The organism is Streptomyces sp. CB02009, assembly GCF_001905825.1.
GTDB lineage: Bacteria > Actinomycetota > Actinomycetes > Streptomycetales > Streptomycetaceae > Streptomyces.
The window spans coordinates 140594-155877 of record NZ_LIVV01000005.1; the positions used below are offsets into that span (position 1 = coordinate 140594).

The following is a 15284-nucleotide window of genomic DNA, read 5'->3' on the forward strand; positions in this document are numbered from 1 at the left end:
GGCTTGGGTTCCGGCTTCGGCTCAGGCTTCGGCTCAGGCTTGGGCTCAGGCTTGGGCTCAGGCTTGGGTTCCGGCTTCGGCTCAGGCTTCGGCTCAGGCTTCGGCTCAGGCTTCGGCTCGGGAAGCGTCGGGTCCACGGGGTCCGTCGGCCACGTCGGGTCCGTCGGGTCCGTCGGGTCGACCGGGTCCGTCGGATCCGTCGGCTGGGTCGGGAGCTCCGGCTCCGTGCCGTAGAGCATCTGGCGGAACGTCTGCGACGACCGGGGATTGTCGTCGCACTGCCAGACGCCGTGCGGGCAGTAATCGGTGATCGTGTGATACAGCGGCTTGTGCTGCTTCATCCACTCCAGCATGCGCCGCATGTATTCCGGGTTGTCGCCGTTACGGAAGAGCCCCCATTCGGGATAGGAGATCTCCTTTCCGTGCTCGGCGGCGAAATCGACCTGCTTCTGCAGTCCGTACGGTTCGCTGACGTGCTGGTCGAAACTCGATCCCCGAGGCTGGTCGTACGAGTCCATCCCGATGATGTCGACGACGTCGTCGCCCGGATAGCACTCGGTCCACGGAACGGCATCGCGGCCGCGGCTCGGGTTGAAGTCGAAGCGGAACTCCTGGCCGGGGACGGCACGCATCGCGGTGACGATCCGGTTCCAGTACTTCTTCCACGAGGTCGGGTCGGGCGCACAGCGGTGGGTGTACGTCGTCCCGTTCATCTCCCAGCCGAGGTTGACGACCGTGTCGGCCGCCCGCAGCCGGACGAGCCGCTCGGCGAGGGCCGTGAAGTGGTGGTCGAAGTACCCGGCGGCGCCGAGCTGGAGCTGGCGGCGGACCTCGGCGTCGGAGACGCCGGCCTCGTTGCGCTCCAGCATGGGGACGTTGAGGACGAACAGGCGGTCGGCCTTCTCGTTGCGCCAGTCCGCCCAGGCGTCGAGGAAGCCGGGCGGGCCCTCGATGTTCTTCCAGAGGTCGCCGGGGAGGTAGGTGTGGCCGACCCGGAGTTCGCGCCCGCCGAGCCACTGCTGCAGCTGCTCGATGCGGGCGACCCCGAGGTCGCCCGAGTCGAGGAAGGCTCCCATGGCGCTGGAGAGAGTCGGTCCGGGGTCCGTCGTCGTTACTGGTTCGGAGGCGCGCGCGGGGGACGCGAGCACGACTGAGCCCGAAGCGAGGAGACCGGCGGTGAACACCCCCAGCCACACTCTCGATGGTCGCCGATGTGTAGCCGCCATGGCCGCTCCTTCGCGTCGTACGCGTTTTGATGATCCGTCAATCCGATGCTCCGAAAGTATTCCTAATGAGCCGACCGTGAACTCGGCTTCCCCCTGATCAGTAGTCCATTAGAGGATTTGATCGCCCAGTTGGGGCACCCCGAGATGAAGGGCATGCCGTGCTGCGTCGTCAGAGTTTCGACACCAGCGTTCCCACCGTCCTTGTACGGATCGACCGGAATCCCTTCCATCACGGCACCCTCGGCGCCGCGCGCTCACTGGGCCGGGCGGGAATTCCGGTCCACGCGGTCATCGAATCGAGCACCAGCCCGGTCGCCCGCTCCCGATATCTCCGGTCGACCCGCGCGAGTCCCGGGACGCCCACCGCCAACGAGCTGACCGCGCTCCTCCACCGGTACGCGGACGAGATCGACGGGGAGTCGGCGCGGGCACCCGACGCCGCGTCAACTCCCCTCCTCGTGCTTCCCCTGGACGACGTGAGCGCCCTCGCCCTGGCGCGCCGCCGCGCCGAGCTCTCCCCGCGCCTCCTGCTCCCCGAGCAGACCGAGGAGCAGCTGCTGCAGGTCGCGGACAAGGCGGCGCTCGCCGAGACCTGCGCGGAGCTCGGCCTGCCCCATCCCCGTACCGAACTTCCCGCCGGATCCGACGAGGCCGCCGCGATGGCCTGGTCGCTCGGCCTGCCGGTGGTCGCCAAGTGGAGCCGTCCCTGGCTGCTTCCGGCCTGCGGCGGGCTGCGGAGCACCTCGATCGTGCGGTCCCTCGCCGAGGTGCGGGAGCTGTACGCCCGGAGCCCGGAGGCAGGCAGCCGGCTGCTGCTCCAGGAACTCCTCCCGGCCGGCCGTGACCTGGACTGGTTCTTCCACGGCTACGTGGCCGCGGACGGCGGCTGTACGACGGGGGCGACGGGCCGCAAGGAGCGGTCCTGGCCGGACGGGGCCGGGCTCACCGCGGTGGGCCGCTGGGCGGCGAACCCGGCCGTCGAGCGGGCGGCCCGCGAGCTGTTCGAGGCGCTCGGCTACCGGGGCGTGTGCGACCTGGACTTCCGGATGAACCGGTCGACGGGCGCGTACCACCTGCTCGACTTCAATCCCCGGCCCGGCGCGCAGTTCCGGCTCTTCGCCGACGCGGACGGCCTGGACGTGGTGCGGGCGCTCCACCTGGACCTCACCGGGCGTCCCGTACCGCCGCACTCCCCCGCGTGCGGCCGCCGGTTCGTGGTCGAGAACTACGCGGCGCTGTCGCTCCTCACCTCCCCGCGCCGCCGTCGCGCGGACGGAGCCGGGACCGGTGCCGGTGCCGGTGCCGGGTGCGAGGGCCCGTCGCAGCGGACCGAGTACGCCTGGTGGGCGGCCGACGACCCGGCACCGGCGTTCGCGATGGGCCTCGCCTGGTTCGGGCACCTGCTGCGCAGGGCGGTGGCCTCGGCGCGCCGCTTCCTCAGCTCCCTGCGGACGCGTCCGCCGCTGGGCCCGACGACGCCGCGGGCCCGCAGCTCCTCCCAGCAGCTCACCCCACGATGAAGGCGGAAGGCACGATGTCGAAGTCGATGTACGACCTGGTGGTCGTCGGGGCCGGGCCGTACGGTCTGTCCGTGGCCGCGCACGCGGCCGCCCACGGCCTGCGCCTGCGGACCTTCGGCCGCTCGATGGAGTCCTGGCACGCGATGCCCTCGGGCATGTTCCTGAAGTCGGAGCCCTGGGCGTCCCACCTCTCCGACCCGGAGCGGGCCTACGGACTGGACGCCTACGCCGCCACGCGCGGGGTGCGCGCCACGCACGGGGTGCCGCTGCCGGTGGACTTCTTCGCCGCGTACGGCGACTGGTTCGCCCGGCAGGCGGTGCCCGCGCTCGACGAGCGGCTGATCGACGCGGTCGCGCCCGGCGCGGACGGCTTCGAGCTGCGCGCCGAGGACGGCGAGCCGCTGCGGGCGAGGACGGTGGCGCTGGCGGTCGGCGTCCTGCCGTTCATGGAGATCCCGGGGCCGCTGCGGGGCCTGCCCCGGCATTACGTCACCCACTCCAGCCACCACGGGGAGCTGGACCGCTTCGCCGGCCGGGACGTGACCGTCGTCGGGGCCGGGCAGGCCGCACTGGAGACGGCCGCGCTCCTCGTCGAGGGGGGCGCCGCGACCGTACGGATCCTCGCCCGCGCGGACCGGCTGAACTGGAACACGCTGCCCCCGGCCCTCGACCGGGGCCCGTGGCCGAGCGTGCGCGCGCCGCACACGGGGCTCGGCTGCGGCTGGCGGAACAAGCTGTACGCGGACTCCCCGGGCGTCTTCCGCCGGCTGCCGGCCGGGACGCGTGAGCGGATCTTCGACTCGGCGCTCGGCCCGGCGGGTGCCTGGTGGCTGCGGGAGCGGTTCGCCGCGGTCGGGGACGTACGCCTCGGGCAGCGGATCACCGCGGCGGCGGTGACGGGGGACGGGCGGCTGCGGCTCGACGTGACCGGGCCGGAGGGGGCCGCGGTCCTGGAGACCGACCATGTCGTCGCGGCCACCGGGTTCACCCCGAGCCTGGACCGGGCCGGTGTGCTCTCGCCCGAGCTGCGCGGCGCGTTGCGGACGGTCGGCGCGGGCGGCGCCCCGGAGGTCGGCCGTCTCTTCGAGTCCTCGTGGCCGGGCCTGTTCCTGGCCGGGCTGCTCACCGCTCCTTCGTACGGTCCGTCGATGCGGTTCGTCTTCGGCGCGGAGTACACGGCGGGGCGTCTGGTGCGCGGGGTGCGGCGGCGGTTGCGGACGGGGGCCCGGGGCGGGGCGGTGGGCCGGCCGCGTACGGGCGGGAAGGCGCCGGTCTCGGCATGAGCGAGGGCCGGCCCCCGGGGAGCGGACGCTCTCCCGGGGCCGGCCCCTGTGTCTGCGTGCCGCGGAGGGCTCAGACGTTGGCGCAGGTGTTGAACGCGGCCGGGTTCAGCGCACCGATGACGTTCACGCTGTTGCCGCAGACGTTGATCGGCACGTGGATCGGGATCTGGACGACGTTGCCGGAGAGGACGCCCGGCGAACCGACGGCGATTCCCTCGGCGCCCGCGTCGGCGAAGGCGGGGGTCGCCGCACCCATGGCCATGATGATTCCGGCGACGACGGCAGCAGCCTTCTTACAGTTCATTTCGTCTGCATCCTTTCGGTGGCGGAACACTTTTCACGCAACACAACGATCATGTCGTGCAAAGGAAACCCGCGAAATCGACGAGTTCCGTTCTTTCACTCCATTGCGCGCACGGACAGGGCCGGAGGGAACGCGATCGTTCCCTCCGGCCCTGTCGTGCGCGCGACGGATCAGCCGTTGTAGGCGCCGTTCCCGGAGAGGACCGGGATGTCCTCCAGGAGGTGCGACAGCGGCTCGTCACCCTTGGCCTGGGTGGAGTTCTCCGCGCACTGCTGGTTCTGCGGGGAGGAGAGGACGTTGATGTCCTGGACCGCGACCGGGACGAGGACGCCGACGACCGAGCCGACGTTGCCCTTGACCGGGACGCCGAGGCAGAGCTTGTTCAGCGAGCCCTGGACGGCCGAGAACTGGGGGCTCATGTCGCCCACGGTCTTGGAGTTGCCGAACGACTGGCTCGCGGCGTTGCCGCTGAGCGAGGTGGTGCCGCCGTCGTCGGCGATGGCGAGCGCCGGGGAGGCCGCCGCAGCAGAAGCGCCGACAACAGAGGCCGTCACAGCCGCAGCCGCCATAATCTTCTTGATCACGGTGATTCCGTTCCTGTTCCCACCAATCGACGTGATTGATGCGACGGGATCAACTGCGCGCGGGGGCCGAGGTTCCGGCGCTTCACCCGTTCGACTGGCCCCTCGTTTAGCGCTGCCGAGTGCGCTCCGCCAAGGGGGTGACACAGCGGAACCCTTGCGTCCAGAGCCAGTTGATCAGGCAGCTCCCTGCACGGAGCCGGTTCTAGAAGGGAACTCCCGTGATCAAGAAGGTTATGGCCACTGCGGCCGCAGCCGTCTCCATCGTCGGCGCCACCGCCGCCGTTGCCTCTCCCGCGCTCGCCATCTCCAACGACGGCGGCACCACGTCGCTCAGCGGCAACGGCGCCCACCAGGAGTACGGCAACTCCGCCACGTACGGCAACATGAGCCCCCAGTTCGCGCTGGTCCAGGGCTCGCTGAACAAGCCGTGCATCGGCCTGCCGGCCAAGGTCAACGCCGGTTCGCTCATCGGGGCCATCCCGATCGCGGTCCAGGACATCAACGTCCTGTCCTCCCCGCAGAACCAGCAGTGCACCGAGAACTCCACCCAGGCCAAGGGTGACGAGGCGCTCTCGCACATCCTGGACGACATCCCGATCCTCTCGGGCAACGGCGTCGGCAACAACTGACGTCCCGCCTTCGCGCGACGACGTCCACACGTCAGGGGCCGCCCTCCGGGGCGGCCCCTTTCGTCTGCTCCGTACCGGGCCGGCCCGTCGCTACCAGGTCGGCCAGACCGGGGTCGCCATCAGGCGCTCCCACTCGCGGTCGGGCATCCCCGGCACCGTCCGGCCCGCCTGCACCCACTGGGTCACGAGTGAGGAATAGAGGGGGAAAGGTGTGCGGTCGGCCGGGGCCGGGTCGCTCACATATCGGCTCTTCGGAATGAAGGCCATCCGTTCCCATTTCCCGGGATCCGGCGCCATCTTCGCTCCTTCCGCTGCGATTCCCGCATCATTCCACAGGCGTCGCGGGAGAGTGATTCGTCCTGTTCATGTCGCGTCGCGTATCTGTGTGCGAGAGTGATCGAATTACCGTGCGGGCATGAAATTCCCGCGATCACGGCGCCCCCGACGTCCGCTGCTCGTCCCGGCGGTGCTCGCCGCCGTCGCCGCCCTCGCCCCCGGCGCCCTCGCCGCCGCCCCCACCGGTCTCCCCGCCCCCGCACAGGGGCTGAACCTCCTCGTGGTCGGCATCGACAGCCGCAAGGGGCTCACCGCGGCGGAGAAGGAACGTTTCCGGCTCGGCGGGAAGGAGTGCGACTGCACGGACGTCATGATGCTCGTGCACGTCTCGGCCGGGAACGACCGCGTCGACGTGGTGAGCCTGCCCCGCGACTCGCTCACCTCCTTCCCCGACCGGCACCGCGACCGGCGCACCGGAAAGCTGCACGCCGCCCACCAGGCGAAGATCAACGGAGCCTGGTCGGAAGGCGGCTCCGCCTTCGCCGTGGAGACCGTCGAGTCGATGACGGGGCTGCCCGTCCACCGCTACCTGGAGATCGACTTCCGGCGCTTCATGGACACCGTGGACCGCGTCGACGGCGGCGTCCCCATCTGTACGGAGAAGGCCCTCAAGGACCCGGCCACCGGCATCGACCTGCAGCCCGGGACCAGGCCGGTCGGCGGCGGCGAGGCGCTCCAGTACGTGCGGTCGCGGAAGGCCGACGGGCAGATGGACTTCGGCCGCATCCGGAAGCAGCAGAAGTTCGTGGTGAACACCCTGGAGCGGCTCCGCGAGGACGTCCTCCACCACCCCGGCCGGCTGAAGGAACTCGCGGAGACCCTGCGCGGGACGGGCGCGACCGCACGCGGGATCACCGCGCCCGAGCTGGTCCGGCTCGCCTGGCGGCTGCGGAACCTGCGCCCGGACCGTACGGAGTTCGCCACCGTGCCCGTACGCGGCTTCCACCCGGTCATCGCCGGTGTCGGGTCCACCGTCGCCTGGGACGAGGAGGGGGCGGCCGAGGTCTTCCGGCGGCTGCGCGAGGACCGGCCGCTGCCGGCGGCGGACGAGGTCGCGCCCAGCCAGGTCTCCGCCGCCACCTACCGGCCGGCGCCGGGGGCTTCGCTCATCTGCCCGTAGTCCGTCCGGTGGACTTCGCGGAACCTCCGCACCGCTGACCAGTTGATCAGCACGGCTCGGCACTCAGCGGGCCACGATCCGAAAGGCCTGAACAATGAAGAAGCTGTTGGCTACGGCTGCTGTGGCCGCGTCGGTGCTCGGCGCGACGGCGGCGGGTGCCGGACAGGCGCTCGCCATCGCCGACGACGGTGGCACCACGTCGCTCAGCGGCAACGGCGCCCACCAGGAGTTCGGCAACTCCGCCACCCACGGCAACATGAGCCCGCAGTTCGCGCTCGTTCAGGGCTCCCTGAACAAGCCCTGCGTCGGCCTGCCGGCCAAGGTCAACGCCGGTTCGCTGGTCGGCCTCGTCCCGATCGCGGTCCAGGACGTCAACGTCCTGTCCTCCCCGCAGAACCAGCAGTGCACCGAGAACTCCACCCAGGCCAAGGGTGACGAGCCGCTCTCGCACATCCTCAGCGACATCCCCGTGCTGTCCGGCAACGGCGCCGGCAACAGCTGAGCGACGACGCACGGCACGGCGCGGCCCCGCCGCCCCTCCTCGGAGGGGTTGCGGGGCCGTCCCCTTTCCAGAGGGCTCAGAGCTTCCGGCGGAGCGCCTCCGGGTCGGTGACCGGCGCGTCACAGGTGAAGTGACGGCACACGTACGCGGCGGGACCACCGGCCACCGGCGGACGGTCCTTCAGGAGCGGGAACTCCTCGCTGTCGGGGGCGCCGAAGGCGAGGACCGCGCCGGGGGCGGTCGCCAGGAGCGCGGTGCGGCGCAGTTCCTGGAAGACGGCGTCACCGGGGGCGCCCACCACGGCGATCTCCCGGGGCCCGTCGAGGAGGGCCTCGGAGACGGCCAGGCCCCAGCCGATGAAGCGGGGCGCGCGCGGGCCGAGTGCCTTGACGACGCCGAGACCGCCCTCGGCCGCGGCCCGGTGGGCGTCCGAGCCGGTGTGCGCGGCGTACGAGAGCAGGGCGCCGGCGGCGGCGGTCCAGCCGGACGGGGCGGCGTTGTCCGTGGGGTCCTGCGGGCGGCGGATCAGCGTCTCCGCGTCGTGGGCCGTGTCGTAGAAGGCGCCGCCCTCGGCGGTGAAGCGGTCCAGGACGAGGTCCAGGAGGAAGCCGGCGAAGTCGAGCCAGGCGCCCTCGCCGGTGACGGCGGCGAGGGCGAGGAAGCCCTCGGCGACGTCGGCGTAGTCCTCCAGGACACCGTCGTTGGTGCCGGCCCGGCCGTCCTTGGACGTGCGGGTGAGGCGGGCGGACTCGTCCATGTGGACCCGGACGAGGAGGTCGGCGGCCTCGGTGGCGCGCTCGACGAGGTCGGGGCGGTCGAAGAGGGCGCCGGTCTCGGCGAGCGCGGCGATCGCGAGACCGTTCCAGGCGGCGACGACCTTGTCGTCGCGGCCCGGACGCTCGCGCTCCTCGCGGGCGGCGAGGAGCCGGGCGGCGATCGAGGCGATCCTGTCGGCGTCGGCCGGACCGGCCTCCTGCGGGAGCTGGAGGACGGAGCTGCCGTGCTCGAAGGTGCCGTCCTCGGTGACGCCGTAGTGGGCGGCGGCGAGGGCGGCGTCCTCCGCGCCGAGGACCTCGGTGAGCTGGTCGGGCGTCCACGCGTAGTAGGCGCCCTCGACGTGCCGGCCCGTACCGTCGTCGCTGTCCGCGTCCAGCGCGGAGGCGAAACCGCCCTCGGGGGTGCGCAGTTCGCGGACCATGAAGTCGGCGGTCTCCAGGGCGACCCGGCGGGCCAGGTCGCTGCCGGTGGCCTTCCACAGATGCGCGTACACCCGGCAGAGCAGGGCGTTGTCGTACAGCATCTTCTCGAAGTGGGGCACGACCCAGGCGCGGTCGACGGCGTACCGGGCGAAGCCGCCGCCGAGCTGGTCGTAGATGCCGCCGCGGGCCATCGCCTCGCAGGTGTCGGCGGCCATCTGGAGGGCGCCCTCGGAGCCGGTACGGGCGTGGTGGCGGAGCAGGAACTCCAGGGTCATCGACGGCGGGAACTTGGGGGCACCGCCGAAGCCGCCGCGGGTCGCGTCGTACTCGCGGGTCAGACCGAGGAGGGCCTGGGCGAGTTCCTCCTCGCCGGGGACGCCGTCGCCGCCGTACGCGAGGGACCGGCCCGCGAGGTCCTTCACGATGCGCTCCGCGACCTCGCCGACCTCGTCGCGCCGGTCGGCCCAGGCGCCCTTGACGCCCTCCAGGACCTCAGGGAAGGAGGGCATGCCGTGGCGGGGCTCGGGCGGGAAGTACGTACCGAAGTAGAAGGGGGCCGCGTCCGGGGTGAGGAAGACGGTCATCGGCCAGCCGCCCTGGCCGGTGGCGGCCTGCACGGCCTCCATGTAGACGGCGTCGACGTCGGGGCGCTCCTCGCGGTCGACCTTGACGGCGACGAAGTTCTCGTTGACCAGGGCCGCGGTGGCGTCGTCCTCGAAGGACTCGTGCGCCATGACGTGGCACCAGTGGCAGGAGCTGTATCCGACGCTGAGCAGCACGGGGACGTCGCGGCGCCGGGCCTCCTCGAAGGCCTCGGCCGACCACGGCCACCAGTCGACCGGGTTGTCGGCGTGTTGAAGGAGGTACGGGGAGGTCTCATGGGCCAGTCGGTTCGCCATGGTGTCCATCCTGCCCTGCCGCCCCGGAGCCACGCGGGACCCCTGCCCCAGGCGGAGCGGGGTCGGCTCCCGCGGGGCGTCGCTACGCCCGCCGGAGGCGGGTGGCGAGGGAGCGGAGGGACCAGCCGGTGCGGCGCAGGCCCGCCCAGACGCAGCAGGCGGCCGCGGCCAGGGCCACCAGGGCCGCGCCGGACGCGGACGGCATCCCGTTCATGACGAGGACGCCGGCCAGGACGACGACGAGTCCGTCGAACTGCCAGACGAAGACGCGGAGGGCGGAGAGGTCGCCCAGCGGTGTGATGAGGGGGAGCAGCAGTTCGACGGGCAGGTTCATCTTCATCTCGCGCAGGAACCTGGCGCCCAGCACGAGGACCGCAGACCCCGCCGTGAGCAGCACCGCGTCGGCCGGTCCGCCCTGGGGCGGGCGGCCGGCCAGGAGGGTGACGGCGCTCGCGAGGCCCACCGGGACGGCCACGGCGACGACCGGCCAGGCCAGGGTGCGGGCGAGCATCCCGCCCCACCATTCGCCGAGCAGCGGGGCCAGGGTCAGCTCGTCGCGCAGTCCGCGCCAGCTCTCGCCGACCCACCCGGACCCCAGGTAGACGCCGACCGCGCCGGCCGTCCAGGACAGGGTCGCGAGCCGGGCGTCCGGTGCGGCGACGCCGAGCGTCAGCAGGGCGCCGCCGGCCGGCAGGAACACCGCGGCCGCGATCGCCCGGCCCCGGGTGCGGACCGCGCGGACCGCGCCCTGGGCGAGGTGGCCGCGGAGCCGCCCGTCGGGGCGGGTGAGGGCGGAGGTGAGCCCGCGCGGCTGCGGGCGGTACAGGTCGAGCGCGTGGTGGAGGGTGCCGGTCCAGGCGAACGTCTGGGCCTCGGCGGCGCGCGCCGACTCGCGGGCGAGCCGGGCGAGGTCGACCGTACGGACGGACCGGAAGGCGGACCGGCCGAGCAGGACGGCGGCGGCCGCGAGGACGCCGGTGACGAGCCACGGGCCGTTCCCGCCCAGGAGGGAGGAGCTGCCGAGCAGGGCCGTGGCGGCCGCCGCGCCCGCCACGGCGGTGGCGAGCAGCACGTTCTCGCGCACCGTCCGGACCTGGCCCCACAGCCATGCCGCGGGGGCGACGGCGCCGATGCCCACGGCGACGGCCAGGGTCTGCGGCAGCAGTGCGCTGCCCGGCCGGTCGAACAGGTCGGTCGTGAGGAATGTCGCCGTGCAGACCGCCAGGAGCGTGCCGAGTCCCGCGTACGCGAGCCGGCGACGGGCGATCGTGCCGAGGTAGTCCGTCGGGGACAGGTCCGTCGACATGAACACGTGCAGCAGGAACGGCTTGAGCACCAGCGGTCCCCAGAACCGGCCGGTGAGCTGGGCGCCGCCGACCACCGCCGCCGCGACCAGGCACGCCACCGGCGTCGCCGCCTCGGCGGTCGGCAGGGAGACCAGGGCCTCCGTGGTTCGCACCAGGTAGACGACGGGCGCCACGTAGACGGCGCCGAGGATGACGCTGAGGTAGAGGGTGTACGCCCAGTCCTGCACCGTGGCGCGGTCGCCGCGGTGGGCGTACCGGTGCCGGACCGCGTGGACGCGGTCCCTGGGGCCGGCCTCGACGGCGGTGATGCTGTCCGTGGTCATCCCAGCTCCATGAGGCCGTCGCAGGCTTCCACCATGGCGGCCTCATGGGTGGCGACCAGGAACGACGTGCCCTGCTCGGCGCGCTCGGAGAGCAGGGCGGCGACGAGGTCGACGCGGTCGGTGTCGAGGTGCCGCTCGGGTTCGTCGAGCAGGATGACGTCGGCGGGCCGGACCAGGGTCAGCGCGAGGTTGAAGAGCTGGAGCTGGCCGGAGGAGAGCTGGGAGGGGAAGCGGGTGCCCAGCGCCGTGAGCCCCAGTCGCCCGACGATCTCGTCGGCGCGCTCGGCGGTCTCCGCGGTGTTGCCGTACCAGGAGGCGGCGACCAGGGTCACCTGCTCGCGGAGCGTCATGTCACGGGCGACGGGGATCGGTTCGACGAGCGAGGCGATCAGGCGCCGGTGCCGGGGCCTGGCCATGTCGACGGTCTCGCCGCGGACGAGGACGGCGCCGTCCGTCAGCCTCCGGCTGCCCAGGAAGGCCCGCAACAGGGTCGTCTTCCCGGAGCCGTTGCTGCCGGTGAGGCACCAGAACTCGCCGGGCTTCACCTCGAACGTGGTCGGCGCGAGGAGGGTGGTCCCGTCCAGGACGACCGAGGCGTCCTCCGCGGCGATCGCCGGTACTTCGCTCACTGCCGCTCCAGAACGACCAGCATCTCCCGCGAGCGCGCGGTGTAGGGCTCTCCCGCGTACGACCCGTCGACGCCCGTCACCTCCAGACCCGCGATCCGTGCCATCAGCCGGATCTCGGCCAGCGTAGCCCAGGTGGCCTGCTCGTGGAACGCGGTGAGCGTCTGCGCGCCCTGGACCAGGAAGATGCTCAGGACATGCTGGCCCGCGCGGTCCGCGGTCTGGGTCACCGTCACCATCCGGTCCCGGCCGAGCGGGTAGGTGACCGACTGCGCGTCGCCGCCCGCGCGCTGGAACTCGGCGGGGTCGGTGCAGTCGAGGAAGACCGCGCCGCCCGGCTTCAGGTGCCGGGCGGCACCGCGCAGGAGCTCGATCTTCTCCTCCTGCTCCTGGGCGAGGAAGAAGGTGTTCCGGGACATCGTGACGACGTCGAACGCGGAGTCGAGGCGGAGGTCGCGGAAGTCGCCCTCCACCGCCTCGACAGCGCGGTCGAGACGCTTCTTCTCCAGCATGTCCAGGGACGGCCGCGAGGCGTCGACCGCCACGACCCGCGCTCCGGCCTCGGCGAGCGCGAACGAGGACACCCCCGTGCCGCAGCCCAGGTCGAGCACGGTCCGCCCGTCGAGGGGGCGGTGCGAGGACACCCAGGCGACGAGCCCGGCCCCCGGGGAGAGCATCGACGACACCAGGTCGTACGCCTCGATCGCCGTCTCGTCGTACACGCTCGGGTCACTCACCGGAACGCCCTTCCTTCCGCATCCTGTTGGCCACGGCGAGGGCACCCGGCAGGTTGAACCCCACCTCGGCCGTCTGCCGGTTGCTCGCGCGTACGCCGTTGACCCGCGGCGCGAACTCGACGTTCGGGCGGAGCTTGAGGTTCCGCACGTTGTTCTCGACGATCTCGTTGGTCCCCGGGAACGTGTCCGCGATCACGAGGGGCGCGTCGGTCAGCTGGAGCATCATGAGGGCGGGCGAGTCCGCGCGCCCCTGCGCCAGGCGCATCACGGTGTCCAGCGTGGCGGGGAAGACGAGGAAGCACTCGGAGGCGCCGCTCTTCCCCGAGTTGACCTCGCGGGGCACGTCCGGGTCGTCCCAGGAGTCCACCCACACCGCGCCGTTGGCCAGGTGGCGGAGCGCCCGGACCGCCAGGAACCGCGAGGCGGCGGGCGTCACCGACACGTTGACGACCAGTTCCGGCTGGAACTCCCTGAGCCAGTGGATCCACCACGGCACGAGCGCCGCGCTGATGGAGCCCGTGACATGGACGTGCAGCTCCGCGCCCTCGAACTTCTCCACGTTCACGCGCCGGCTCCCGCCGGCCGGCGGGCGGTACCGAGGGGGATCCACTCGGAGGTGAGGATCGGCTTCATCCGCTGGTCCGCGGGCGCGCTGGGAAACACGTTCATCAGCAGGAACTGCAGTGCCCGTGCGTCGTCGCCCACCGCGGCGCGGCTCGCCGCGAGCACCAGGTCGTACGGCAGGCTCTGGGTGACCCAGGAGAAGTCGGCCTGGTTCGCGCTCATGATGGAGAGCTGCTGCATGGCGTCGAAGAGCGCCTTGGGTCCGCGGCTCCGCGGGTTGTACAGCACCTGCGTCCAGCCGTGCGGCACGACGGGGGTCACGTCGCGCCACGGCGTCGGACCGTCGTCGGTGGTCTCCCGCACCAGCAGGTGCACGTTCTGCACACCCGGGTTGGGCGCGAAGAACCGCCAGCCGGGAACGGGCCAGCCGCCCGTGAACGTGCGCATGTCCTGGTTGTACGAGTCGGGGGTGTTCTGCAGCACGGTCGCGACCAGGTGCGCCGCGAGCGCACCGACCGCGACGGTCGCCGCCCCGCCCTTGATCCGGTCAGTAAGCATCCATGAACCTTCTGATAGCGCCCTCGACCTGTTCGGCGTGCTCCCGGTACCCGATGATCGACCGGTGCGCGGAGCCGCGTACCACCTCGAACTTCGCCCCGAGCTTCTCGGCCAGCACCGCCTGCTGGTCCGCGTACTCGTCCGAGGCGACGACCAGGACCGAGTCGACCGCGGCGAGCCGGTCCACCGCGCCCTCGGTGCGCATACGGCGGTACTCGCGGACCGAGTTCACGACGTTCCTCGGCGAGAACACGAACTGCACGTGGCTGTACTGGACGTCGGGCGTGTAGCCCGCCTGCCGTTCCACCGCGTTGGGGGCCCACTCGTAGATCCCGGTGAGCGCCGCGACGAGCGTGTAGAGCTGCGCCTGGAGGAAGCGGCCGAGCCGCCTGCGGTCCGTGCGGTCCTCGTCCAGCAGCACCGGGTCGGTGCCGTCAACCACGATCAGCCGGTCGACGCGGCCCGCGAAGGGCTCCTCGCCCAGGTACGAGGCCGCGCTCAGCGATCCGATCGAGTGGGTGGCCACCACGATCCGCCCCTCGGCGCCGACCTCGTCGAGCACGGCGGCGAGCAGCTCGCCGTCGGCCGCGCGGGACGTCGTGAGGCCGTATCCGGAACGGTGGTAGCGGATGACCGTGTGCTGCTCGGCCAGGCTCGCCGCGACCCACTCCCACGACTCGAAGGACTGCCCGAGGCCGCACTCCAGGACGATCACCGCACGGGAGGGAGTCCCCTCCTCGGGGCGGTCCACCCGGTACTCCACCTCGCCGTCGCCGTGGCGCAGCCGCGCGGCGCCCTTGGGGCCGAGCCGGCGCTGCTCGGCGACCCGGCGCTTCTCGCGGGCGATCAGCGCGCTCGTGAGGACGGCGCCGCCGGCGATGCCGAGGACGGCCTTCTCGAAGGTCCGGGGTGCGCCGCGGGTGTCCAGGACGTAGCCGACGGCTCCGTGGGAGCCGAAGAACCCCCAGACGAAGCGGGGCAGTTCCATGGCCGTCGCCACGCCGATGTGGAAGCCCTTGACGGCCGTGAGCGCATAGGAGGCCTGCTTGCGCGGCAGTAGGTAGACGAGCGGGAAGGCCGTCTCCCACACCACCGTGCCGACGGTGAGGGCGCGGCAGAGCCGCGGGTACCTGCGCAGGATCGCCGCGGCGGGTCCCCGGCCGTACGCCTCCGTCTGCAGGACTTCGAGCAGGGCGTCGCCCTGGACCCAGCTGCTGCCGAAGGCCTTGGAGATTCCCGAGACCGCGTAGCTCAGCCCGGCCTGGAAGTTGACCGCGCGCAGGAAGAGGTCGTCGGAGAGCCGCTGGTCGGGAATCAGCGCGGTGAGGGCGCGGTACTGCGTGATGACCGCCGTCATCTGGTCGGCGCCGTCCCGCCCGTACGGGGTGCGGATCTCGCTCAGCCGGTTGCAGGTCCCGATGACCGCCGCGGCGGCGATCTGCGCCTTCCGGTTGCCGCGGGCGAGCACCAGTCCCGCCGATGCGGCGAGGGTCACTCCGGCGAGCACGCGCGGAGTACGCGGATGGTCGAGTACGCGGCCTATCCGGTGGCGCAGTGTTCCTTTCGG

15 protein-coding genes are annotated in these 15284 nt (G+C 72.3%); 5 read left to right on the forward strand and 10 right to left on the reverse strand.

Annotated elements, in window-relative coordinates; all coding sequences use genetic code 11:
- Positions 1-1226, reverse strand: a 1226-nt coding sequence (locus AMK27_RS20095; protein WP_073911818.1) for a glycoside hydrolase family 26 protein, incomplete at its 3' end; no start/stop codon positions are given.
- Positions 1227-1384: 158 nt separating this feature from the next.
- Here AMK27_RS20095 and AMK27_RS20100 point away from each other — a divergent pair.
- Together AMK27_RS20100 and AMK27_RS20105 are read left to right on the forward strand one after the other, a co-directional pair.
- The gene (locus AMK27_RS20100; protein ID WP_073909977.1) at positions 1385-2746 is read left to right on the forward strand and encodes a carboxylate--amine ligase; all 1362 of its coding nucleotides are present in this window, start codon (positions 1385-1387) and stop codon (positions 2744-2746) included.
- A 26-nt stretch (positions 2747-2772) separates the two neighbouring features.
- On the forward strand, positions 2773-4029 hold the full coding sequence (locus tag AMK27_RS20105) for an FAD-dependent oxidoreductase (protein WP_073911821.1): 1257 nt from the start codon (positions 2773-2775) through the stop codon (positions 4027-4029).
- A gap of 70 nt (positions 4030-4099) precedes the next feature.
- On the opposite strand, the gene AMK27_RS20110 is transcribed toward AMK27_RS20105, so the two are convergent.
- The gene (locus AMK27_RS20110) at positions 4100-4333 is read right to left on the reverse strand and encodes a chaplin (protein WP_073909981.1); all 234 of its coding nucleotides are present in this window, start codon (positions 4331-4333) and stop codon (positions 4100-4102) included.
- A 170-nt stretch (positions 4334-4503) separates the two neighbouring features.
- Complete coding sequence (locus tag AMK27_RS20115; RefSeq protein ID WP_073909984.1) at positions 4504-4917, reverse strand: rodlin; 414 nt, start codon at positions 4915-4917, stop codon at positions 4504-4506.
- A gap of 218 nt (positions 4918-5135) precedes the next feature.
- On the opposite strand from AMK27_RS20115, the gene AMK27_RS20120 reads away from it, so the two are divergent.
- From AMK27_RS20120 to AMK27_RS20135, 3 genes are all read left to right on the forward strand, one after another.
- Positions 5136-5546 (forward strand): rodlin, encoded by a 411-nt coding sequence (locus AMK27_RS20120; RefSeq protein WP_073909987.1) that lies wholly within the window; start codon positions 5136-5138, stop codon positions 5544-5546.
- 415 nt (positions 5547-5961) lie between these two features.
- Positions 5962-7002, forward strand: a complete 1041-nt coding sequence (locus AMK27_RS20130; RefSeq protein ID WP_073909993.1) for an LCP family protein — start codon at positions 5962-5964, stop codon at positions 7000-7002.
- Between the two features lie 94 nt (positions 7003-7096).
- Complete coding sequence (locus tag AMK27_RS20135) at positions 7097-7504, forward strand: rodlin (protein WP_073909996.1); 408 nt, start codon at positions 7097-7099, stop codon at positions 7502-7504.
- Positions 7505-7580: 76 nt separating this feature from the next.
- On the opposite strand, the gene AMK27_RS20140 is transcribed toward AMK27_RS20135, so the two are convergent.
- The 7 genes from AMK27_RS20140 to AMK27_RS20170 all read right to left on the reverse strand — a co-directional run bounded on the left by AMK27_RS20140 (position 7581) and on the right by AMK27_RS20170 (position 15224).
- Positions 7581-9602, reverse strand: a complete 2022-nt coding sequence (locus AMK27_RS20140; RefSeq protein WP_073909999.1) for a thioredoxin domain-containing protein — start codon at positions 9600-9602, stop codon at positions 7581-7583.
- Positions 9603-9684: 82 nt separating this feature from the next.
- Positions 9685-11232 (reverse strand): hypothetical protein, encoded by a 1548-nt coding sequence (locus AMK27_RS20145; protein WP_073910002.1) that lies wholly within the window; start codon positions 11230-11232, stop codon positions 9685-9687.
- Entirely contained in the window at positions 11229-11861 is a 633-nt protein-coding gene (locus AMK27_RS20150; protein ID WP_073910005.1) for an ABC transporter ATP-binding protein, read from the reverse strand. The genes AMK27_RS20145 and AMK27_RS20150 overlap by 4 nt, the downstream gene beginning before the upstream one ends.
- Positions 11858-12595 carry a class I SAM-dependent methyltransferase gene (locus AMK27_RS20155; RefSeq protein ID WP_073910008.1) on the reverse strand — a complete coding sequence of 246 codons (738 nt, stop codon included), beginning with the start codon at positions 12593-12595 and terminating at the stop codon, positions 11858-11860. Before AMK27_RS20155 ends, AMK27_RS20150 begins: the two co-directional genes overlap by 4 nt.
- Complete coding sequence (locus tag AMK27_RS20160) at positions 12588-13160, reverse strand: CypD family RiPP peptide-cysteine decarboxylase (RefSeq protein ID WP_073910011.1); 573 nt, start codon at positions 13158-13160, stop codon at positions 12588-12590. Before AMK27_RS20160 ends, AMK27_RS20155 begins: the two co-directional genes overlap by 8 nt.
- Positions 13157-13717 carry a hypothetical protein gene (locus AMK27_RS20165; RefSeq protein ID WP_073910014.1) on the reverse strand — a complete coding sequence of 187 codons (561 nt, stop codon included), beginning with the start codon at positions 13715-13717 and terminating at the stop codon, positions 13157-13159. The genes AMK27_RS20160 and AMK27_RS20165 overlap by 4 nt, the downstream gene beginning before the upstream one ends.
- Positions 13707-15224, reverse strand: a complete 1518-nt coding sequence (locus tag AMK27_RS20170; protein ID WP_073910017.1) for an alpha/beta fold hydrolase — start codon at positions 15222-15224, stop codon at positions 13707-13709. The genes AMK27_RS20165 and AMK27_RS20170 overlap by 11 nt, the downstream gene beginning before the upstream one ends.
- Positions 15225-15284: the final 60 nt, after the last annotated feature.